The organism is Sporosarcina sp. P17b (assembly GCF_002743115.1).
Lineage (GTDB): Bacteria > Bacillota > Bacilli > Bacillales_A > Planococcaceae > Sporosarcina > Sporosarcina ureae_C.
This window is the reverse complement of record NZ_PDYP01000002.1, coordinates 210,242-233,141: the sequence shown is the minus strand read 5'-3', so window position 1 is coordinate 233,141 and position 22,900 is coordinate 210,242. Positions and strand designations below refer to the sequence as shown.

General features: G+C 41.3%; 21 protein-coding genes and 1 other annotated feature. Of the genes, 15 read left to right on the top strand and 6 right to left on the bottom strand.

All coding sequences use genetic code 11. The features are described 5' to 3' along the window. Window positions 1-112 precede the first annotated feature (112 nt). A complete protein-coding gene (gene brnQ / locus CSV76_RS03085; protein ID WP_099624710.1) occupies window positions 113-1,495 on the top strand; it encodes a branched-chain amino acid transport system II carrier protein in 1,383 nt (460 codons plus the stop codon). 53 nt (window positions 1,496-1,548) lie between these two features. On the opposite strand, the gene CSV76_RS03080 is transcribed toward brnQ, so the two are convergent. After that, window positions 1,549-2,208 carry a GntR family transcriptional regulator gene (locus CSV76_RS03080; protein ID WP_085426612.1) on the bottom strand — a complete coding sequence of 220 codons (660 nt, stop codon included), beginning with the start codon at window positions 2,206-2,208 and terminating at the stop codon, window positions 1,549-1,551. A 457-nt stretch (window positions 2,209-2,665) separates the two neighbouring features. Between CSV76_RS03080 and CSV76_RS03075 the strand changes: the two genes are divergently transcribed. The 6 genes from CSV76_RS03075 (at window position 2,666) to CSV76_RS03055 (ending at window position 8,389) form a co-directional block, all read left to right on the top strand. Continuing rightward, window positions 2,666-2,992 carry a DUF485 domain-containing protein gene (locus CSV76_RS03075; RefSeq protein WP_085426611.1) on the top strand — a complete coding sequence of 109 codons (327 nt, stop codon included), beginning with the start codon at window positions 2,666-2,668 and terminating at the stop codon, window positions 2,990-2,992. A gap of 13 nt (window positions 2,993-3,005) precedes the next feature. Beyond that, complete coding sequence (locus CSV76_RS03070; RefSeq protein ID WP_085426610.1) at window positions 3,006-4,553, top strand: solute symporter family protein; 1,548 nt, start codon at window positions 3,006-3,008, stop codon at window positions 4,551-4,553. A gap of 186 nt (window positions 4,554-4,739) precedes the next feature. Further along, window positions 4,740-6,668 carry a DUF294 nucleotidyltransferase-like domain-containing protein gene (locus tag CSV76_RS03065; protein ID WP_099624709.1) on the top strand — a complete coding sequence of 643 codons (1,929 nt, stop codon included), beginning with the start codon at window positions 4,740-4,742 and terminating at the stop codon, window positions 6,666-6,668. A 68-nt stretch (window positions 6,669-6,736) separates the two neighbouring features. Continuing rightward, window positions 6,737-7,402, top strand: a complete 666-nt coding sequence (locus CSV76_RS03060; protein ID WP_085426608.1) for a 3'-5' exonuclease — start codon at window positions 6,737-6,739, stop codon at window positions 7,400-7,402. Window positions 7,403-7,503: 101 nt separating this feature from the next. Next, window positions 7,504-7,638: a hypothetical protein gene (locus CSV76_RS17815; RefSeq protein WP_255406926.1), complete on the top strand. Its 135-nt coding sequence runs from the start codon at window positions 7,504-7,506 to the stop codon at window positions 7,636-7,638. A 25-nt stretch (window positions 7,639-7,663) separates the two neighbouring features. Further along, the gene (locus CSV76_RS03055; RefSeq protein WP_099624708.1) at window positions 7,664-8,389 is read left to right on the top strand and encodes an SDR family NAD(P)-dependent oxidoreductase; all 726 of its coding nucleotides are present in this window, start codon (window positions 7,664-7,666) and stop codon (window positions 8,387-8,389) included. 37 nt (window positions 8,390-8,426) lie between these two features. On the opposite strand, the gene mnmM is transcribed toward CSV76_RS03055, so the two are convergent. Both mnmM and mnmL read right to left on the bottom strand, forming a co-directional pair. Next, window positions 8,427-9,035: a tRNA 5-(aminomethyl)-2-thiouridylate-methyltransferase MnmM gene (mnmM, locus tag CSV76_RS03050; RefSeq protein ID WP_099624707.1), complete on the bottom strand. Its 609-nt coding sequence runs from the start codon at window positions 9,033-9,035 to the stop codon at window positions 8,427-8,429. 1 nt (window position 9,036) lies between these two features. Then, window positions 9,037-9,990 carry a tRNA modification radical SAM protein MnmL/YtqA gene (gene mnmL / locus CSV76_RS03045; RefSeq protein ID WP_029052824.1) on the bottom strand — a complete coding sequence of 318 codons (954 nt, stop codon included), beginning with the start codon at window positions 9,988-9,990 and terminating at the stop codon, window positions 9,037-9,039. Between the two features lie 146 nt (window positions 9,991-10,136). Then, window positions 10,137-10,354, top strand: a binding site (T-box leader). A gap of 80 nt (window positions 10,355-10,434) precedes the next feature. Here mnmL and leuS point away from each other — a divergent pair. Beyond that, window positions 10,435-12,849: a leucine--tRNA ligase gene (gene leuS, locus CSV76_RS03040; RefSeq protein ID WP_099624706.1), complete on the top strand. Its 2,415-nt coding sequence runs from the start codon at window positions 10,435-10,437 to the stop codon at window positions 12,847-12,849. A 215-nt stretch (window positions 12,850-13,064) separates the two neighbouring features. Here the strand turns inward: leuS and CSV76_RS03035 are convergent, their stop codons facing one another. Further along, entirely contained in the window at window positions 13,065-14,321 is a 1,257-nt protein-coding gene (locus CSV76_RS03035; RefSeq protein WP_085426604.1) for a BaiN/RdsA family NAD(P)/FAD-dependent oxidoreductase, read from the bottom strand. A gap of 151 nt (window positions 14,322-14,472) precedes the next feature. Here CSV76_RS03035 and CSV76_RS03030 point away from each other — a divergent pair, with 151 nt between their 5' ends. Together CSV76_RS03030 and CSV76_RS03025 are read left to right on the top strand one after the other, a co-directional pair. After that, complete coding sequence (locus CSV76_RS03030; RefSeq protein ID WP_085426603.1) at window positions 14,473-16,089, top strand: putative polysaccharide biosynthesis protein; 1,617 nt, start codon at window positions 14,473-14,475, stop codon at window positions 16,087-16,089. 3 nt (window positions 16,090-16,092) lie between these two features. Further along, on the top strand, window positions 16,093-16,824 hold the full coding sequence (locus CSV76_RS03025) for a pseudouridine synthase (RefSeq protein ID WP_085426602.1): 732 nt from the start codon (window positions 16,093-16,095) through the stop codon (window positions 16,822-16,824). A 51-nt stretch (window positions 16,825-16,875) separates the two neighbouring features. Here the strand turns inward: CSV76_RS03025 and CSV76_RS03020 are convergent, their stop codons facing one another. After that, complete coding sequence (locus CSV76_RS03020; protein ID WP_085426601.1) at window positions 16,876-17,097, bottom strand: DeoR family transcriptional regulator; 222 nt, start codon at window positions 17,095-17,097, stop codon at window positions 16,876-16,878. Window positions 17,098-17,474: 377 nt separating this feature from the next. On the opposite strand from CSV76_RS03020, the gene dat reads away from it, so the two are divergent. From dat to CSV76_RS03000, 4 genes are all read left to right on the top strand, one after another. Next, complete coding sequence (dat, locus tag CSV76_RS03015) at window positions 17,475-18,359, top strand: D-amino-acid transaminase (RefSeq protein WP_099624705.1); 885 nt, start codon at window positions 17,475-17,477, stop codon at window positions 18,357-18,359. Beyond that, window positions 18,343-19,311 carry a nuclease-related domain-containing protein gene (locus tag CSV76_RS03010; RefSeq protein WP_099624704.1) on the top strand — a complete coding sequence of 323 codons (969 nt, stop codon included), beginning with the start codon at window positions 18,343-18,345 and terminating at the stop codon, window positions 19,309-19,311. The genes dat and CSV76_RS03010 overlap by 17 nt, the downstream gene beginning before the upstream one ends. Window positions 19,312-19,350: 39 nt before the next feature. Then, window positions 19,351-19,995 carry a tRNA (guanosine(46)-N7)-methyltransferase TrmB gene (trmB, locus tag CSV76_RS03005; protein WP_085426598.1) on the top strand — a complete coding sequence of 215 codons (645 nt, stop codon included), beginning with the start codon at window positions 19,351-19,353 and terminating at the stop codon, window positions 19,993-19,995. A gap of 116 nt (window positions 19,996-20,111) precedes the next feature. Further along, a complete protein-coding gene (locus tag CSV76_RS03000; RefSeq protein ID WP_099624703.1) occupies window positions 20,112-20,957 on the top strand; it encodes a YtnP family quorum-quenching lactonase in 846 nt (281 codons plus the stop codon). A gap of 345 nt (window positions 20,958-21,302) precedes the next feature. On the opposite strand, the gene CSV76_RS02995 is transcribed toward CSV76_RS03000, so the two are convergent. Further along, complete coding sequence (locus CSV76_RS02995) at window positions 21,303-21,617, bottom strand: hypothetical protein (RefSeq protein ID WP_099624702.1); 315 nt, start codon at window positions 21,615-21,617, stop codon at window positions 21,303-21,305. 200 nt (window positions 21,618-21,817) lie between these two features. Here CSV76_RS02995 and CSV76_RS02990 point away from each other — a divergent pair, with 200 nt between their 5' ends. Then, the gene (locus tag CSV76_RS02990) at window positions 21,818-22,891 is read left to right on the top strand and encodes a M42 family metallopeptidase (RefSeq protein WP_099624701.1); all 1,074 of its coding nucleotides are present in this window, start codon (window positions 21,818-21,820) and stop codon (window positions 22,889-22,891) included. Window positions 22,892-22,900: the final 9 nt, after the last annotated feature.

Below are 22,900 nucleotides of genomic sequence, written 5' to 3'. Positions count from 1 at the left end.
GTTAAATGATTTAGTTGGCTGTTGATTTTCTAAATAGGGAAGAGTAATATGAGGGAACGTGATATATTGCATACAAATAAGTGCTGTTGTTTTTGGGAGGATTTTTAAACATATGGAGAAAAAATTATCGTTTTCATCGAGCTTAGTTATTGGTGTTATGCTATTCGCATTATTTTTTGGGGCAGGTAATCTAATTTTCCCAGCAGAGCTTGGACAGCTTGCTGGAGATCAAACGTGGAAAGCGATGCTTGGCTTTTTATTCACTGGAGTTGGTTTACCTTTTTTAGGTATATTGGCTATCGGTTTCTCTGGCAAGAAAGATTTACAGGACTTGGCAAGTCGAATACATCCGGTATATGCTGTTCTATTTACAGCAATACTTTACTTAACAATTGGTCCTTTTTTTGCGGCACCACGTACAGGAGCTGTGGCATTTGACATTGGGGTCGCTCCATTTTTGAATGGCTTTTCTATTGATCTTGCCCGTTTCCTATTTACATTGGCATTCTTTGGAATCAGTATGTGGCTATCATTAAACCCTGCCAAAATCGTTGATCGAGTAGGTAAGTATTTGTCTCCGCTTATCATTATTTTATTGATTGGTTTAATTGGTATGACTCTTCTTAATCCAATGGGAAGTGCACAAGTTTCACAAGCTCCATACAATGAAACGCCGTTCTTTACTGGTTTCCTTGAGGGGTATAATACGATGGATGCATTGGCTTCACTCGTTTTTGGAATTATTGTCATTAATGCGTTGCATGCGATGGGCATTACTAGTAAAAAGCAGATATTGGCTTCTACTGCTAAGACGGGACTTGTAGCCTCTGGATTTTTAGCCATTATATATTTAGGTATTGCGTATCTAGGGACTACTTCAGTTGATTTATTTGGTTATCTTGATGGTGGAGGGTCTGTATTAAGTGAAACTGCCTCACACTTATTTGGTACGACCGGTCTATTGTTACTCGGAGTAGTGATTATGTTAGCATGCCTGACAACCGCAATTGGTCTACTTACAGCATGTGGAGAGTATTTTCATGCGATTATCCCGAAAATTAGCTATAAGTTATTTGTAGTATTCTTTTCGACATTCTGCTTGGTTGTAGCAAACTTTGGTCTAGCGAATATTATCAATTATTCTATTCCGGTACTTGTATTACTTTATCCTCTGGCGATGGTACTAATCATATTGACGTTCACTGGTCCCTTATTCCGTCAATCCAGCTTAGTATATCGAACAGCTACGATCACGGCGTTCCTAATAAGTTTTGTTGAAGCGCTCGTGAAGTTTTACACTCTGGTAGAAAAGACTATGCCGAACTGGCTTGTCACTGTAGATGACATATATACAGCGTACATCCCATACTACGCGCAAGGCATCGGCTGGTTAGTTCCTGTTTTGATTGTGACGGTGATCACAGCTTTAGCTGTAGCACTATCCAATAAAGAAGCAGTAAATATCCAAACGGGTCCGAATAGTAATAAAATATAAAAGAAAAACAGGATCCGATATATTGGATCCTGTTTTCACGTTTATTTATAACTTCATTCTTTTATAGAGTGAAACTCCTCAATGGCTCGTAACCAATTTTCTCGCATTACAGTTGTAACCTGCTCACCATCACGCTTGCTCATCAAATCTATAATCTGTTCATGTTCTGCAATCGATTTCTCCGTCAATATAATGGAATTATGGAAGAAAAGTCTGCGCACATGAGCTTGAAGGGAGACAAGCAAAGAAGAAATATATGGGTTATTAGCTGTGTCGACAATGATTTGGTGAAACTTTTCATCAATTTTCAGAGCTTGAAAATAGTCTTCCTTTTCAACTGCTAGGGCGAATTTCTTATTCGTGTCACGCAATTTCTTGATCACACTGTCAGTTAGATTGGGTATGGAAAGTTCAGCTGAGAGTGCTTGTAGTGCAGCAAGTGGAGGGAGTAAATCAGAAATAGATTCACGATCTACATCGGTTACTTGCGTTGCTTTACCGGGGAACATCTGAACGAACCCTTGTACTTCCAATAATTGAAGCGACTCACGTATAGGCGTACGACTCACTCCGAGTGCCTCTGCTAATTCTACGTCATTTAGCTTTTCTCCAGGTTGGAGTGTTCCGTCAATAATCCACTTCTGTAATTGACTAAACGCATTTTCCTTAGCGGTTTTACGTACAGGTTGTGCATGATTAGTAGGGATAGGCATTATATCACACCATCTTTCTATAAAAGTTGTCTTTATATAAGTCGAATTGCACTAACAGCCGATATACAATATACTACATCTTTTCACTGTTGTTTAACAGTATTATTCAAAACTTGCAAAAAAAAATGGGAATTCCAATAGTGAATTTTGATCTTTTTTAAAGAATCAAATTAAATAATTTTAAATAGTTCTTGTAGTTTCCGCCTGTATTTGATAGATTTATGTCTATGCAGGTTTTGTATTAGCTTAGTAGATTAAATTTTACAAATCTTCAAAAAAGGGTGTTGCAAAACTAGCAGAATTTTGTTATTGTTTACATGTGTACTATAACAAATGAACAATTACATCCACTGTAACATATTATCTATTTGGCTCAGGGATGAAAGCGTTTTCAATAAAAGGGAGGGGAATAAGAACTAATTTGCTAATTTATATAAAATAGAAAGGGGATTAACTAATGACTAATCAAGTTTCGCGTGGTAAATCCACATTAGACTATGAAAAACTCGTTCAAACTGAAGACTTTAAAGGTCTTGTTAAAAGAAAGAAGAGCTTCTCCACACCTTTTGTTATTTTCTTCTTCGCAGCGTACTTTATTCTTCCACTCTTAACAGGTTATACAAAAATTCTTGAAACACCAGCAATTGGCGCAATGACATGGACTTGGATCTATGCATTCTCGATGTTCATTATGGTATGGGTATTCACATCCATATACATGAATAAAGCAAAACACTTTGATATTGAAGTAGACAAAATTATAGAGAAAAACGTTCTAAAATAAGGGGGTTGTGTTCATGAGTTGGATTTCCTATGCTATATTCTTCGCGGTAATCGCGTTGACGCTCTACATTACATATTGGGCGGCAAAGCAAACAACTACGGCAAGTGATTTCTACACTGCCGGAGGATCATTAACAGGTTGGCAAAATGGTATGGCCATCGCTGGTGACTACTTATCAGCAGCATCATTCCTAGGTATCGCGGGTGCGATTTCACTTAACGGATTTGATGGTTTCTACTACAGTATTGGTTGGTTAACAGCTTATTTAGTTGTTCTATTCTTAATTGCTGAGCCACTACGTAACTTGGGTAAGTTTACGATGGCAGATATGATCGGTGCTCGTTTCGGCGCTAAGAAAGTGCGTGGAGCAGCAGCATTGAACACAATTACAATTGTAATGTTCTACATGCTTGCACAATTAGTTGGTGCGGGTGCTCTTATTAAATTATTATTCGGTATCGAGTATTGGATTGCGGTTCTAATCGTTGGAACAATGATGTTGATCTACGTTCTATTTGGTGGAATGACTGCAACGAGCTGGGTACAAATCGTTAAGGCTATTCTTTTGATGTTGGGTACAATCATTATCTCCTTCTTAGTACTTATGAAGTTTAACTTCAACTTCATCGGTATGTTCGAGACAATGAAAACTGCTACTCCGCATGGCGAAGCATTCCTTCACTCAGGGGTTGTTTATAAAGACACAATCGGTCTTATCTCTGTATTGATCGCACTCGTTCTAGGTACTGCTGGTCTTCCACACATCTTAATGCGTTTCTTCACAGTTAAAGATGCGAAAACAGCACGTTCTTCTGTAATTTATTCTGTATGGATTATTGGTATCTTCTATGTATTGACGATCTTCCTTGGATTTGGTGCAGCTAAATTCGTTGGAGCAGACGCAATCATCGCAGAAAACGCCGCAGGAAACATGGCAGCTCCAATGCTGGCCGGAGTCCTTGGTGGAGATGCCCTTGAATCATTCGTAGCTGCTGTTGCATTTGCTACAATCCTGGCAGTTGTTGCAGGTCTTGTACTTTCAGGTGCTTCTGCAATCGCCCACGATATTTATGGACAAATCATCAAAAATGGTAATGTAACTGAGAAACAACAGGTTGCTGCAGCTCGTTGGGCTTCAATCGCTATCGGTGTTGCTTCAATCCTTCTTGCACTAGGTTCTGAAAAGTTGAACGTTGCGTTCTTAGTATCACTGGCATTCTGTGTTGCTGCATCGGCAAACGTACCAACAATTCTATTAACAATCTATTGGAAGAAATTTAACACAACAGGTGCTGTGGCATCGATGTTAACAGGTCTTATCGTAGCGCTAGTTCTTGTTGCGGTCAGTCCATCTGTAATGAACCCAGTTGAGGGAATGACACTTATCACTGGTACTCCACTATTCCCTTATGCTAACCCGGCTATTGTTTCCGTACCAGCAGGTTTCCTTGCTGCATGGATCGGTACAATTGTTAGCTCTAAGCGTCATGAAAAAGACGAAGTTTCTTATGCAGAAGTTCGTTTCAAAGCAGAAACTGGCTACAAAGAGCTTGATTTATAATAACTAGCTAGATTTACAACTAACGGTCTCCTCTTCTGTCAGCACGTCAGAAGAGGAGACCGTTTTTTATCAATTCTACCTGCTGGAATATTGTTTAACCTAAATATAACGGTACTGTTGACATATGTATTCGAATAATGTGAAGTGAACGCTTTGTTAAAGTGTACATGAACAGGAGGTTTTGAAATGTTGAAGACGGTAAAAGATCGTGAGTTATATGATAAAATCCATAGAAATCCTTTATTTATCGATACAACAGAAAATGAATTTGATCAATTATTGCTAGGTTGTAAATTAAAGATATATGAGGAAGCGGATAAATCCAACTATTTCAAAACACCACAAGAAGGATTGCTCATCGTGTTAAAAGGATCGGCAGAGGTTCAAATAGAAGGACAAGATGGCAGTTCGGTAACGTTAGAATTCATTCAGGAAGATGAAATTATCGGCTTTTCCAATTTTGCTTACTACTTGGGGGAAATGGCTAGGCCGCTTGATAAGCATCACATTGATATGGTGGTAGCAGAAGACTCGATTTGTCTACAGGTTCCGTATGAAGTGATAAAAAAACGTATGGATGATCAAAACGTACGCGATTATGTATTACGCAAGATGTCGATTCGCTTGGCGAATGTTTATACCTCTTTAGGGGAGCAAGTTCGTTTGGCTGACGAATATGGCGAGAGTGAGCCGTATGTTCGTCGTGTACAAGATTTCATGAGTAGTCCAGTTATAACAATTCATGCGGAAGCTGAAACAAAAGAAATTGCGGAATTGATGATTAAAAACTCGATTAGTTCAATTATTATTACAGATCAGGCAGGTAAACTTATTGGAATCGTAACCGAAAAAGATCTTGTTGAACGTGTAATAGCAGACGGTGCTTCGCCAAATGGACTGCGGGCAAAAGACATCATGACGAAAAAGCCGCATACGGTAAGAGTAACTGATTATTATTATGAGGCCTTGACTAAATTCTACAAACATGGAATTAAGCATTTACCAGTTGTGAAAGCAGGTAAACCTGTAGGCATTGTGACGTTCGCTACATTGATGACGAAACGTGATCGTAATTCCATGAATATATTAAAAACTATAGAAGAAGCTTCCTTCGAAAATTTGCCTGTTGTAAAAGCAGCGATTTACGATGTGCTATCCAATTTAATTCAAGATGAAATATCGACCATTCACACATTAGAAATCGTGACGAAGTTTTATGATCGACTGGCAAAACATTGTGTCATGCTTGCTGTGCAATCTCTTGAAGATCAAGGGAAAGGAACACCGACTGTTCCGTTTGCTTGGTACCAGATGGGAAGTGGGGCACGTGGTGAGCAGTTTATGCTGACCGATCAAGATCATTTTCTCGTCTACGAAGATGTATCGAGGGAAGAATCCCAGTATGTCGAGAACTATTTTGAACTTCTTGGTAATGAAATTGTCGTTCATCTTGAGCAGGCAGGCTATACTAGATGTATCGGATTTATGATGGCTAGCGAGACACAGTGGCGTGGAACGATGGCAATTTGGCATGAACGTATTCGTCAATGGGCGCTTCAATCTACACCTGAACAAATACTGCTCGGATACAACTTCCTATCATTCCGATTCCTGTACGGTGAATCTGCTGTTAATGAACGTTTCATCACGATGGTTCATGGTCTTTTGAAGAAGTCTGCCACTTTTATTTACTATATGGCGCAACAAGAAAAAGAGAAACCAATCCCACAATTGCAACAGAACTTCTTGAATATTTTCAGGGGGCGCAGTAAAGCAGATATTATTGATATTAAGAAACATGCGCTATTCCCACTTCATCACTGTCTGCAAATTTTAGGAGTTAGTAACGGGATCATCAATGCAACGCCACTTGAAATTATTTCAGCTTTGCAGAAAAAGAAGAAAATCACGAAAGACTTTGCCGAAGAGATTCGTCATGCATATGAAATATCTTTAAGTATTAGAATTTCTATGTCATGGGAAAAACATTTACGTGGAGAGAAGATTTCTACGGAAATCGAGTTGCGCGATCTAAGAAGATGGGAATTGAATGAATTGCGAACAACGCTAGATACGGTCAGAGCTCTTCAATCACATTTATTATCAAAACTGTAAGGTAATATAGATAAAGGTCCCTGTACACAGCTCGCACATAATGTACTATATAGATAGGGGGCGACATAATGTTTTGGAAAAAGAAAATGTTGACGTATGAATTACAACAATCACTACAGTTGAATACGCCGCTGCAAGATATGAATTTCACAGTATTTGATACAGAAACTACCGGATTTGCAATTGGAGCAGATGATCGAATGATTGAGATAGGTGCCGTGCAAGTAGAGGGATTCGAGGTTACCGATCATGTATTTCAAACATTTGTGAATCCATCAAGGGATATTCCTCCTGTCATCAGCAAACTGACTTCTATACAGCAATCACAAGTTGATCATGCGCCTATGCCATTACCTGCTATTGAAGAATATTTTGCGTTTATTGAAAAACATAAAAGTGGGGGCTGGGTAGGGCATCATGTCAGCTTTGATGAAATGGTCATAAAGAAAGAATTAAGTCGTCAGAAATGCACATTTCAAACGCCGACTTCATTCGATACGATGCATTTGATTAACTATTTGGATCCTACAGGTGAGCAACAAGACTTGGAAGATTATGCGCGTCTATTTGGTACAGAGATCTTTGAACGACACCGTGCGCTGGGGGATGCTTTGACAACAGCACATGTATTCACAGCGTTACTGAGAAAACTCGATCGTCATGGCGTGAAGACGCTGGCAGATTTACTGCGTATAAAAAATGGTGGTGCACATAAGTTTGCTTCACAAACTTAATTTAGATCGCTGGGTCCGTCATTCAAAGAGTGGCGGGCCTGTTTTTTGTTGTGATATAGTAGGAATGAAAGAGTTGAACCATGTGTGAAGGACGTGAATTAATGAATAAGCGTCAATTGATTTTATTGATCGTCATTATTTTAGCTATCGCAGTGTATTGTTGGATATTATTTTTTGAGTTACCGAATAAAACCGTGGAAGATGCAGCAGCATACGTGCAATCACTAACTAGTTGATTCATATAAAAAGGAGCGGATACATATGGATATCATTATTATTACAGGAGCATCAAAAGGAATAGGGAAAGAACTACTGTATCAATACAAAGAAGCAGGGGCTACGGTGTATGGCTTGGCTAGGACAAACCCTGAACAAGAACAATCAATGTTTGAAGTAGATCTGGCTGATGTCGAGAAAGCGACTGCTATTTTACAAGGTGTAATTAGTCAGCATGTTGGAGAAGCTAGCTCATTCACGCTAATCAATAATGCGGGTATGGTTGACCCGATTAGTTTAGTAGGTTCGTTGGATCCTCAAAAAGTAGAGCAAGCGATTAAAGTAAATTTAACGGCACCTATTCTATTAACGAATACATTTATCGATACATTGAAAGATTTCACGGGAACGAAGAAAATCATGAACATCTCTTCTGGAGCCGGACGTAGCGCATCTGAAGGATGGGGTGTGTATTGCACGACTAAGGCAGGACTTGATCAATTTTCGCGTGTTATTGCATTGGAGCAAAAAGCAGCCACCTATCCAACGGGTGTTGTTTCTATCGCGCCGGGAATTATCGATACAGGGATGCAGGAGACGATTCGCTCATCATCTGAACAACAATTTCCACACTTGAAACGTTTTGAGGCGTACAAGCAAGAAGGGCAGTTAAGTTCTGCACACGAAACAGCAGAAAAACTAAAGCGATTTGCAATGGAAGTCGACTTCCTTGAAACAGATACAATCGCAGACATTCGTAAATTCTACTAAAAAAAGCTCGTTGCCACAAGTATCGTGGCAACGAGCTTTATGATTCCCCGGCTTCTAACTTCCGTACTTCAGTAAAGTCTTTCATCTTCTCGAGCGCAAGCAAAAACGGAGGATTTCTTCTCTGGTTAAGCAATTCATATCGAATGGCATGAACATCACCTTGATGTAATGTCGAGACGTAATCGAGCAACGCATCACGTTCCTCTTTGCCACCTTCATGTCCATCATAAACAGTGATCGTTATAATGCCTGACTTTTTCAGCAAACTAAGCAACGACTCGAGTGCCGCTATGGTTGATGAAGGTGTCGTGACGATACTTAGATCTTCACTATATGGCAAATAACCTAAATTGAACATGGCGCCGCTAATTTCACTTTGCACATATTTGCAGACATTTGCATGACTGTCATGAACTAATGTAGTACGACTAGCCAATTCACCAAGTTTTTGCTCCGTTACATTAAGTGCTTGTTGTTGAATATCAAATGCTAGTACTTGTCCTTCGTCACCGACTAATCCAGCTAAGAAGACTGTGTCATTACCATTGCCAGCAGTCGCATCGACCACTGTATCTCCAGGTTGCACGCGTTCCGAAATTAGACGTTTCGCTATCGGCAATACGCGATGCAACAAGATGTCTGTCACATTATTTCACCTCTTGCAAATACTTTTTCCCTTGCCAGCTATTGCGTCTTTCAAGTTCCTGATCAATCCCATTCAGCACTTCCCATTTCGTAACGCTCCACATCGGTCCAATTAATAAATCGATAGGACCGTCACCCGTGATGCGATGCACGATCATTTCAGGAGGCATGATTTCCAGTTGATCGACGACTAGGTTGATATACGCTTCCTTCGTTAGGAATTCTAGTTTGCCTTTTTCGTACTGTTTGACCATAGGTGTTCCTTTTAATAAATGCAGTAAATGAATTTTAATACCTTGTACATCAAGTTCGGCAACGGCTTGAGCGGTTTCCATCATCATTTCCTCTGTTTCACCGGGTAGGCCGTTGATGATATGACTGCAGATATTGATATTGTGCTTACGTAACTTGTCGACGCCTTCTTTATAGCATTCGAAATCATGAGCGCGGTTCACGAGTTTGGCTGTAGATTCATGTACCGTTTGTAAACCGAGCTCCACCCATAAATACGTGCGTTCATTAAGTTCAGCTAAATACTCGACTACGTCATCCGGTAGACAGTCAGGACGCGTCGCAATGGATAATGCCACAACGCCTTCTTGGGCTAACGCTGCTTCGAACTTTTCCTTTAAAACTGGAAGAGGGGCATGAGTATTCGTATACGCTTGGAAATAAGCCATATATTTTGCGTCTTTCCATTTGCGTTGGGATCGCTCTTTGATTTCGGCGAATTGGACTTCGATTGCATCTACGCGATCACCTGCAAAATCACCTGAACCCGCTACGCTACAAAACGTACAGCCGCCATGTGCAACCGTACCGTCACGATTTGGGCAGTCAAACCCCGCATCTAGCGCGACTTTTGCAATTTTACATCCGAATGTATCCTTCAAATGTCTTGACCATGTATGGTATCGTTTCCCTTCACTTGGAAACGGAAGATTGATTTCATTCATTATGTACAGCTCCTTTACATCAGATATTGTACCACGGAATATACAGAGAGATCACATAACAAATTGCATGAACGGTTTAATATACGACAAAAAGCAACAGGGAAGGCTTGTATTCATCTTCTGTTTCGGGTAAACTGAAGAAAATAATGAAGGCAATGATGAGGAATAGTACTTCATACGCTACTTTTTAGAGAGCAGACGGCCAGTGCAAGTCTGTATTAGTGTGGAACGAACTCGCCTTTGAGCCTGTATTGGTGAATACTTGTAACTAATACCGTACTCCGCGTTAAGGAATCAAGTTGGACGGCGTAATCCGTCAATTTGGGTGGTACCGCGGGAAACTATATAGACTCTCGTCCCTTTATAGAGGGACGGGAGTCTTTTTTTATCTGTACTCACCAATACAAGAAACAGAAATTAAATTACATTGGAGGAATTTTTGACATGAGTTATAAACATACGCAAATTGAAGAAAAGTGGCAAAAGTATTGGGAAGATCACGATACATACAAAATGATTGATGATCCATCCAAGCCTAAGTTTTATGCATTGGATATGTTCCCTTATCCGTCAGGTGCAGGACTTCACGTGGGACATCCACTTGGCTATATCGCGACAGATATTTTGAGTGCATTCAAACGTAAGCAAGGATATAACGTTTTGCACCCAATGGGATGGGATGCTTTCGGATTGCCTGCTGAGCAGTATGCAATTGATACGGGGAATGATCCAGCTGAATTTACAGCGAAGAACATTGCTACGTTTAAACGCCAAATGCAGGATCTTGGATTTTCGTATGATTGGTCTCGTGAAATCAATACAACGGATCCAAGCTATTACAAATGGACGCAGTGGATTTTCATTCAACTCTATAAGCGCGGTCTTGCGTATATCGATGAAGTAGCTGTTAACTGGTGTCCAGCATTAGGGACAGTACTTGCGAATGAAGAAGTGATCGACGGATTGTCTGAGCGTGGAAATCACCCGGTTGAACGTCGTCCGATGCGCCAATGGGTTTTACGTATTACGGAATATGCGGATCGTCTGTTAGAAGACTTGGATGATTTGGATTGGCCTGAGAGCTTAAAAGACATGCAGCGTAACTGGATTGGTCGTTCTGAAGGCGCACAGCTGAAATTCGAAATTGCGGATACTGAGCATTCATTCGAAGCCTTTACTACACGTCCTGATACGATTTTCGGTGCGACATATGCAGTTCTCGCTCCTGAGCTTAAATTGGTTAGCACGATCACTACAGATGATCAGCGCGAAGCAGTAGAAGCGTATATTGATGCAGTGAAATCTAAGAGTGATCTTGAGCGTACAGATTTAGCGAAAGATAAGACAGGCGTATTCACTGGAGCGTATGCCATCAACCCAGCAAGTGGCGAGAAGATGCCGATTTGGATCGCAGATTACGTCTTGGCTACTTATGGTACAGGTGCGATCATGGCAGTTCCTGCACATGATGAGCGTGACTATGAGTTTGCAAAGAAATTCGATTTACCGATTGTAGAAGTAGTGGCAGGCGGTAACGTTGAAGAAGAAGCCTATGCAGGAGAAGGCGAGCACGTGAACTCGGACTTCTTAAATGGTTTAGGAAAAGAAGAAGCCATTACGAAATCCATTGAGTGGTTCGAAGAGAATGGTAACGGTGAACGCAAAATTACGTATCGTCTGCGCGACTGGTTATTCTCCCGCCAGCGTTATTGGGGCGAGCCGATTCCTGTCATTCATTGGGAAGATGGCACGATGACTACTGTTGATGAATCGGAATTGCCGTTGATGTTGCCGGTAACAGACAATATTAAACCGAGCGGAACAGGTGAATCACCACTTGCAAACATTACGGAGTGGGTCAATGTAGTGGATCCAGAAACAGGTATGAAAGGTCGTCGTGAAACGAACACGATGCCACAGTGGGCGGGAAGCTGCTGGTATTACTTGCGTTATATCGATCCGAATAACGATGACATGATCATTGATCCGAAGTTGGCTGAGCGCTGGTTGCCGGTTGATATCTATGTAGGTGGGGCGGAGCACGCGGTTCTGCATTTATTGTATGCTCGTTTCTGGCATAAAGTATTGTACGATATCGGTGTTGTACAAACGAAAGAGCCGTTCCAAAAGCTCTTTAACCAAGGAATGATCTTAGGCGAAGGACATGTGAAAATGTCTAAATCACTAGGCAACGTCATCAACCCGGATGATATCGTTCATTCACACGGTGCAGACACATTGCGTATTTATGAAATGTTCATGGGACCACTTGACGCATCGAAAGAATGGTCGACAAATGGTTTAGACGGATCACGTCGTTTCCTTGACCGCATTTGGCGTTTACTTGTCAATGAAGATGATACGTTGACGGACAAATTGACGGATGAAACTGGCGGACCACTAGAAAAAGTCTATAATCAAACGGTCAAAAAAGTTACAGAGGATTACGAAGCTATGCGTAATAACACAGCGATCTCACAATTGATGGTCTTCATCAATGAAAGCTATAAAGCGGAGAAGTTGCCAAAAGCATACATCGAAGGATTCCTTTTATTAATTTCACCTATCACGCCTCACTTGGCTGAAGAACTGTGGTCGAAACTAGGGCACACGGACACGATTGCTTACGCACAGTGGCCAACATTTGATGAGACGAAATTGTCGGATGACACAGTGGAAGTGGCGGTACAAATCAACGGGAAAATCCGTGCGAAGATTACCGTAGCGAGAGATTGCACGAAAGAAGAATTAGAACAAGCGGCTTTGGAAAACGAAGACGTGAAGCAGTGGATGGAAGGCAAGGAATTGAAGAAAATCATCGCGATTCCTGGTCGTCTAGTTAATATCGTAGCAGGGTAATGAAATGCGAAAAGCCGGCAGGAGATTTATTTCTCCTACCGGCTTTTTATAATGTCTCGGATATTTGGTTGTGCTCATACATTCGCGGCAAGCGCTCTATTGGACGGGTTGAGTGCTCTATGGCATGCGTTAAGCGCTCTATGAATCAGGTTGAGTGCTCTATCACACACGCAAACCGATCATAGCCGACTCATATCCGCTCATAGAAAAAACAGTCAGCCAACCAAACCAGCATTCATCCCAGCTAATCGACCTGTCACAAGCGCTGCGGTAATGTTATAACCGCCTGTATAGCCGTGGATGTCTAAAATTTCGCCACAGAAGAAGAGTCCGACTTTTTTTCGTGAAGCCATCGTCTTCGGCTCGATTTCTTTAACGGAAACTCCGCCGCCTGTTACGAATGCCTTCTCGATTGGTTGCGTACCTGTTATATGCACAGGGAACGTTTTCAAAAGTTGGGCCAGTGTGCGAACATCTTCCCGTTTAATATCTAGACCGATTTCTGTTTCGCTAATTCCCGCCTTTTTCAATAAAAACAGCAGCCATCGTTCAGGAACAAGTCCTTTTAATGAAGTTTTGATTTGTTTTTTAGGTTCGTCTTTTAAAATCTTCGCGATAGTTTGTGTTAGTTGCTCTTCGTGCTGATCAGGTATCGAATCAATTTGAAGCAAAACTGGCTGCTTGCCATTCTTCATCTGCTCTTTCACCACATACTGACTGCAACGTAAAATGGCAGGACCGCTTAATCCGAAGTGAGTGAATAACATATCCATGTGATGGGTTACGAGAGTTTTGCCTTTTTTATTTAAAACAGATACTTTTGCGTCACGTAGTGCGAGACCTTGTAAATCTTTTGAAACGATAAATGGTTCTCGTGATAGCAAGGGCACTTCTGTTGGATACAGTGTCGTGACAGTATGTCCTGCGCGTTCAGCCCAAGGATAGCCATCTCCCGTACTACCTGTTTGCGGAACCGCTTTACCACCGACTGCAACTACTACCGCATGCGCGCGAATCTCTTCGCCGTCTTCTAAACGGACGCCGAGAATTTTTTCGTCGTCCATTAGCAACTTCTGTACACGACTTTCTAGGCGTATTTCTACGCCGAGTTCATCCATTTGATTCAATAGCGCATTAACGACGTCTTTGGATTTATTTGAAACAGGGAACATGCGACCATGATCTTCTTCTTTTAATGGTACACCGAGCCCTTCAAAGTACTGAATGATATCTTGATTATTGAAAACAGAGAACGGTCCGTATAAGAACTTTCCGTTACCTGGAATATGTTTAATAATTTCTTCTTGTGACAATCTATTTGTGACGTTGCAGCGACCGCCGCCAGAAATGGCTAATTTATTGCCAAGCTTTCGTCCTTTTTCAATTAGCAGCACACGTTTTTTTTGTTCGGCTGCCGCAATGGAGGCCATTAAGCCTGAAGGTCCGCCACCGATTACGATTACATCATACATTGTAGAACCACTCTTTCATTTCGTTTTGTCTTTCATTATACACCATATAGGTGCGATTGCTTTTTGATTTAGTCTTCAGTTAAAGATTGTACAAATGAGTGTCGAGGGGTAAACTATACAAGTATCTCTTAAGGAATGGAAGGAATCAATTATGGCATCGAATTTATTGAAGGGCACGGCCATTTTAACGATTGGCCTATTTTTATCGAAAGCACTTGGTTTACTTTATGTAATTCCGTTTTATGCAATCGTTGGAGAGAATAGTGTTGGACTCTATCAATACGCATACATACCTTATAACTTAGCGCTAGCAGTAGCCGTATCTGGAGCACCTCTTGCGATATCCAAATTCGTCTCCAAGTATAATGCATTAGGCGATTATGCGACCGGCAGGAAATTAATGAAATCGGGTATGGTCGTTATGTCTGTAACTGGTTTTCTATCATTTCTTGCATTGTTTTTCCTTGCGAATCCCATTGCCGAACTCGTTATCAAAAGCGATGAACAGATTTTTACCGTACACGATATTGCGACAGTCATTCGCTGGGTGAGCTTTGCGTTACTTGCGGTTCCGTTACTGAGCATTGCGCGGGGATACCTTCAAGGTTATCAAAAATTTGAACCGACTTCTGTTTCTCAATTAATCGAACAGATTGTACGAATTATTGTTGTCCTAGTCGGTGCATTCGTAGTCGTCAATGTACTCGGTCTGTCACCAAGAATCGCAGTTCAATTTGCGGTGTTTGCAGCATTCATTGGTGCGCTTGCAGGTCTGTGGAGTCTCTACTATTATTGGAAGAAGTATAGAGATGAATTTGATTATTTATTATCGAACAGTCCACCGGCAAGTTCTATCCCGCTAAAACAAATTTATAAAGAAGTATTTGCCTATGTTTTACCGTTTGTGCTAGTTGGAACAATCAATCCGATCTATCAATTTGTTGATATGATTACATTTAACAGTGCGATGAGTTCTATCGGTCTCGCTAGTGTATCGGATTTGTATTTAACGAAACTAAACTTTTTGACACATAAAATTGTCATGATTCCTGTAATGGTTGCGACTGGTTTTTCCATGGCGCTTATTTCAATTATTACGAAAGACTATACGATGAATAATCAAAAAGGCGTTACACGTTCACTTGATCAGACGTATCAAATTATGTTGTTCTTGACGATTCCTATGGTAATAGGCTTGATTGTCTTAAACAGTGAAGTATATCAATTCTTGTATCAATATGATGTGGCGGGTGCAAGCGTATTGGCTTCTTACGCACCAGTGGCGATTCTTTTCGCGATGTTCACGGTAACGGCTGCGATCTTGCAAGGAATTGACCATCATAAATGGATTGTCTTCACTTCGTTACTGGGTCTACTTATTAAGATGCTAATCAACATCCCATTGATCAAGATGTTCGAAACAAACGGTGCGATTTTAGCTACCGCCATTGGCTATTCAGTAGCAGTGGGTATTAACTTGTTCGTCATTAAAAAAGCATTGAATTATAAATCTGAAATGGTCATTAGACGTTTATTCTTGATTTTAGCGTTCAACGCGGTAATGTTTGCTGGTGTTTGGCTGGCAAACAAAGGTCTGAACATGGCGCATATTCCTGTAGGTCGTTGGCAAGCTTTGCTGTATGTCATGATTGGAACGGGCGTCGGTATGGTAATATACGGATTCCTCGCTTTAAAATCAGGACTTGCACAACAACTATTCGGTGATCGTCTGACACGTATTATGAGACGCATCGGACTTGGAGGGTAATGAATGAGACTCGATAAATTATTATCAAATACAGGATACGGTTCACGTAAAGAAGTTCGACAACTGTTGAAAAAAGGCATGATCCGCGTAAATGGGGAAGTGATGAAAGATCCTGCCCAGCACGTGGATCCAGTTTCGGACAATATTTCGCTTCTGGGTGAAGAAGTGGTTTACAAAGAATTTATCTACCTGATGATGCACAAACCACCTGGTGTCTTGTCTGCGACGGAAGATAACCGTGATCAAACGGTTGTTGATTTACTTGCAGGTGAAGATCGACATTTCGAACCTTTTCCGGTAGGTCGTTTGGATAAAGACACAGAAGGATTATTATTGCTGACAAATGACGGAAAGCTTGCGCATAATTTATTGTCACCTAAAAAAGAAGTACCTAAAACGTATTACGCGAAAGTGGCAGGGATTGTAACGGAAGAAGACACCGAAGCTTTTGCGCGCGGCGTGATCTTGGATGATGCTTATGAAACGAAGCCGGGTATTTTACATATCTTGCATTCTGCTGAAGAGTCAGAAATTGAATTGACGATTACAGAAGGAAAGTTTCATCAAGTAAAGCGAATGTTTGAAGCGGTAGGGAAAAAAGTGGTATACCTGAAGCGTTTGACAATGGGACCTCTAGAATTAGATCCGGATTTGGAGTTAGGGGAATACCGAGAGTTGACGGATGGGGAATTACAGCAGTTGAAAGAAATAGATCGTTCCAAGCAAAAAGGCTGATGCAAAAGCGTCAGCCTTTTTGCGTTGAAAATTTGTATATAGGAGACAGGATCAGGAAGATAATTTCACTTTCTTGGACGTCGTCGTCCATTCGCCGCGGACTGAGCTCTTAATCAATTCATTGTACTCCAGAACGTTTAAGTCGCGTTGAGCAGTGCGGGTTGAAATGTTGAATTCATCCGCTACATCCTCCGTCGTTACTTTTCCGTTATCCCGAATGAACAGATAGACATCTTTGATACGAATTAACATGCGATCGGTAGCTGGGTTCATCTAAGAAACCACTCCTTCATCTTCATATTTTCACGCCAACATTGCAAAAGAAGACTGTTGGGGTATTCTCTGATAATATCTTTCCTGATCCGCTCCTCGATACTATGTTATGCCAGAATAGTTAGTGAATGATTCTGACACTAGTAGTATAACGTATTATAGACAAAAGCGCACATGTTTTCGCTTATCTATTTGCATAAATTCGAATTAATAGTTTTTAAGTTAGACAGTTAGCTAGTTTTCCCTGTTAACAAGAAAATTCATTGACGCTCTATCAAGGTCTAATTGATTTTATTCGGTAAACATGTGAAAATAGGAACAGAAGAAACTGGCGGTAGGACAGCTTGAAGTTTCATAACAGAAGAGGTGACGGTGGTATGATCTATTTTAAAGACGGAAAATTTCTAGAAGAAGATGAAGTGCATGTATCCGTAAATGATCGTGGTTATGCTTTTGGCGATGGCGTCTACGAAGTAATTAAAATATACGATGGCGCATTGTACACTGCACAAGAACATTTGGAGCGTTTAATAGAAAGTGCAGAAAAAATTCGTATGGTCATGCCATATACTATTGAAGAATTAGGCGAGATCATACAAAAACTTCAAACTGAAAATGAGATTACTATGGGACATATCTATTTACAAGTAACCCGTGGTGTTGCGCCACGCGTTCACCAATTCCCCGAAAGTATTCAGCCTGTCGTAGTTGGGTATGCGGTAGAAAATGAACGTCCTATGCACTATCTTCAGCAAGGTGCTGCCATGAAGTCTGTGGAAGATGTGCGTTGGCTTCGTTGTGATATAAAGAGTTTGAACCTACTCGGTAATGTGATGGCGAAACAAGAGGCATTTGATCATGGATGTCAAGAAGCGCTATTCGTACGTGACGGGTTGGTACGTGAAGGTTCATCTTCCAATGTATTCGGCATTAAGGATGGCGTGCTATACACGCACCCTGCGAATAATTTTATCCTAAACGGGATTACTCGTCGTGTCGTTTTGCAGTTAGCTAAGAATTTGAATATTCCGGTTGAAGAAAAAGAATTCACGCTGCCGCAAGCATTAGAGATGGATGAGTTTTTCTATACATCGACGAATGCAGAGATTACGCCTGCCGTGACGATTGATCAGCAACCTATAGGACAAGGAGTCCCAGGTCCGTTGACGAGAAAGTTGCAAGTTGCGTTTGAAGCACAGATTCCGATGTTAGTAGCGTCTGGTAATGTTGAGGAAAGAGAATCAAATGGCCCAGCTAGTTAAACTCGTCGATTATGTATCTCGGTACGAGAATGACTTAACGCGCTATCCTACCCAATTTATCCGTCTGAAACGTTATCAATGGAAGCGTATTAAAAATCAATGGGAACACGGTGCTGATTTGCATGTAGAGCAAGCGGCTACTTTTCCAGAAGATGTGCAAGAGCGTTCAAGATGGTATACGGTATTATTCGGAAAATGGCGCAAACGAAGAGATGTGGAATTCGCGCAAGAGTCCACAGTTTCAGAGGGCGGTGCGGAAGATCAAGACGATGATTTAGACTTTCAAGCTTCCATCTCGGGGCAACCTTCAAATGTTGAGCAATTAAAGAAGGCGTATCGCGATCAACTGTTTCAATTCCAATTAAAGTGGGCGAGTTCTACATTGTATGACCGATCTCGTGTAGACCCGAAGTATTTCTCTGACCCATTATTGAAACAACTGACATTACGTTTACCTGATAGCTTTTTGTTGTTTTATTATCCAATCGTCAAAGTGAATAAAGCGCCTGTCGAGTTAGACATTATCTTATTGGCACCTACTACATGCTACTGCATAACGGTGCTCGAAGATGAAAGATTGGCTGCGTACATAGGTACTGGCGAAAGGTTTTGGCTCAAAAAGTTTGGGGATCTAGAAGAGAAAGTACTTAATCCAACTATAGCGCTCAGTAGGATGGAGAAAATTGTTTCATCATTTTTCAAGGCAGCGAAAGTGGAGATTCCGATCAAGAAATTGATTGTTTCAAGAACGGGCTATATTGATTATCCAGGAACCCCATTTGAAGTTACTACGATTGACCGCAAAACATATGAACAATGGCTGACAAAGTTATGTAGCAATCCGAGTCCTATGAAGCATACCCAATTTAAAGCGGCACAGGCTATTTTGGATCATGCACAAACTACAGCAATGAGCCGATTGTTTGATGGGGAAGAAATCGTGGAAGACTAATAGATTAGAAATTACAGACAAAGAGAGAGTGTAACCAGTATGCGTTTACGAAATAAGCCATGGGCAAAAGATTTCATGGCAGAGCATCCGGATGTGTTGATTTTAGATCCGGAAGGCAAGAAAAGTCATTGGGCGGAAGAGTTCGGAAACGATTCTCCTATCCATATTGAAGTAGGTACAGGAAAAGGACAATTTGTTATTGGAATGGCATTGGCTAATCCAGAAATTAATTATATCGGTATTGAACATTTTGATAATGTTATCGTTTCAGCGTTGGAGAAAACGATCGAAGCAGAAAAACCTGCCAATCTACGTTTGATGCGTGTGAATGGCGAAGAATTGGAAGCTATTTTTACAAAATCAGAGATTGATCGAGTCTATTTGAACTTTTCTGATCCGTGGCCAAAAGATCGCCATGAGAAACGTCGTTTGACACATCCAAACTTTTTAGCGAAATATGAAGGAGTTTTGAAGGAGAATGGAGAAATTCACTTTAAGACAGACAATCGTCCGTTGTTTGAATATTCTCTTGTCTCCTTGACGAACTATGGCATGAAACTGCTATCCGTTTCACTAGATTTACATGCAAACATGCCAGAAGACAATGTGTTAACAGAGTACGAAGAAAAGTTCTCAAGTAAAGGTCAACCGATTTATCGTTTGGAAGCGCAGTACCAAAGCTGATTAATAGGCTAGATCACTAGTTGTCTGACGTGATACTTTTCGACTCACGCTATAGGTTGGTGGAGAAGTATCACGTCATTACAACAGATAATTTAGGAATGTAGGGAGGAAATATGATGGATCAATTAACTTTTCATGACATGAAACTAACGTGGCTAGACGGTGGCGTAAACTATTTGGATGGCGGTACGATGTTCGGTGTCGTTCCGAAAGCATTATGGTCAAGACGCTATGAAGCAGATGAAAATAATTTGATTGAACTACGAACAGACCCAATCCTAATTCAATACGAAGGCAAAAATTATTTAATCGATTCAGGTATAGGTAAAGGTAAGTTGGACGAGAAGAAAAAGCGCAATTTGGGTGTGCGTGCTGAAACACGTGTAGAAGAAAGCTTGGAAGAACTAGGGATGACGCCCGATGATATCGATGTTGTGTTGATGTCCCATCTTCACAATGACCATGCGGCAGGTTTGACACAATGGGAAGGTGATCAGCTCGTTTCAGTGTTTAAAAATGCGAAGATCTACACTTCACAAGTCGAGTGGGATGAAATGAGAGAACCAAATATTCGCTCTCGAAATACGTACTGGAAAGAAAACTGGGAGCCGATTCAAGGACAAGTGACAACGTTTGAAGATGAAATCGAAGTAGTGCCGGGCATAAAGATGATACATACTGGCGGTCATAGTGATGGTCATAGTGTGATTAAGTTAGAACAGGACGGCGAGACACTGATTCATATGGCGGATATTATGCCGACGCATGCGCATACGAACCCGTTGTGGGTATTAGCTTATGATGATTATCCGATGGACTCGATTTTTGCGAAAGAGCGCATTATGAAGGAAGCGCTTCCAAATGAATATGGTTTTATTTTCTATCATGATGCTGTGTATCGCATGGCAAAGTTTAGTGAGGATGGAAAGAAGATTGTGGATAGCTTGCCTCGTTCTCGATAAGGGTTGAGTTCAAGTTCAAGTGATTAGACGGGGAGGCGCAGTTGATCGACGTTCCAGGCGGACGCTTTCCTGTGGGCGGGGCTTGAGCCACCTCGTCACTTCGTTCCTGCGGGGTCTCAAGGCTCACGCTGATCCACTAGGAGTCGCCGCCTTACACTACGATCAACTGATGTCATCTTCTGAAATTTGAACGTTTATGCATTGTTAAAAAATTTAGTCCTAGAGACAGATCCCATATACGCGGGGTTTGTCTTTTTCTGTATGTAAAACACCTTTTAAAAAAAGAGACTATCGCGAGAAGTAGATACTTCTCGGATAGCCTCTTTTCTTATAGTTAAATACTGATTACTGGCGAACTAGCTCTACGACAGTGCCTGTTTTCGCATCTGCTGCGAATTCATATTGCTCTAGTTTGCCGTCTTTCATACGTGAAACGCCACCACGGTAAACGTCCATAGAGATGACATAGTTTGTGTAAGGTTCTGGCTTCATTACGATCCAAGAACCGTCGATTGGTCCTTCTTCTTTAAATGCGTCTTTTACTTTTTTAAGTACGTTATCAGCTGGTACTTCTTCGTTATAACGGTTAAAAGCCTCATTCACTACTACGCCTGCAGCAACTCCGGTTAAAATTCCAGCAACAAATTCTTTTACTCTCATGGCTAAGTGCAGCCTCCTTCGCAAATCTTTTCTTATAGTGTAACATAGTTTAAAAGGGCATGGCGATTCAAAAGCTTTTCTTGCTTGAGTAATCGGTAAAATATGGCACCTTTGTGTAAAGCAGATTGTTAACCTAATTAGTTTTCATCTGTTTGGTTACTGGATATAATACGAATAGACTGAAAAAGTGAGGGATTTAGATGAAAAAAGAGACATTAGAGTTATTTCGTACACTGACTGAACTTCCGGGCGCACCAGGTAATGAATACCGTGTCCGGGCTTTTATGCGTGAGCAGTTGGCACAAAATTCGGATGAGATGATTCAAGATGGTTTGGGTGGAATCTTTGGCGTTCGCCACGGAAAAGAAGATCAACCGAAGATCATGGTTGCCGGACATATGGATGAAGTCGGCTTTATGGTAACGGGTATTACAGATAATGGTATGCTTCGTTTTCAGCCGTTAGGTGGCTGGTGGAACCAAGTCCTACTTGCGCAACGAGTCCAGATCATCACGGAAGATACAGAAATTCCGGGAGTCATTGGATCGATTCCGCCACACTTATTAAGTGATGCAGAGCGCAGTAAACCGATGGATATCAAAAATATGCTGATCGATGTAGGCGCAGATGATAAAGCGGATGCAGAGAGTTTCGGAATTCGTCCGGGCCAGCAGATCTTGCCGATTTGTCCGTTCACACCGATGGCAAATCCAAAGAAGATTATGGCCAAAGCGTGGGATAATCGATATGGCTGTGGTCTAGCTGTTGAACTGTTGCAAGAAGTGAAAAATGAAACGTTGCCAAACACGTTGTATTCAGGTGCAACGGTGATGGAAGAAGTCGGCTTGCGTGGAGCACAAACAGCGGCTCGCATGATTGATCCGGATTTATTCTTCGCACTCGATGCAAGTCCTGCAAATGATGCAAGCGGCAATAAAAAAGAATTTGGGCAGTTGGGCCAAGGCGCATTATTGCGTATCATGGACCGTTCGATGATCACGCATCGCGGCATGCGAGAGTTCGTTTTAGATACCGCTGAAACTCACAATATACCGTATCAATATTTTGTTTCTCAAGGTGGCACGGATGCAGGGCAAGTACATGTGGCGAATAACGGCGTCCCAAGTGCAGTCATCGGTATTTGTTCTCGCTACATCCATACTGCGGCTTCGATCATCCACACAGATGATTATGCAGCAGCTAAGGAATTAATTACAAAGTTAGTAAAAGCATGTGATAAAACTACAGTAGAAACGTTAAAGCAAAATAGCTAGGCTCTTAGA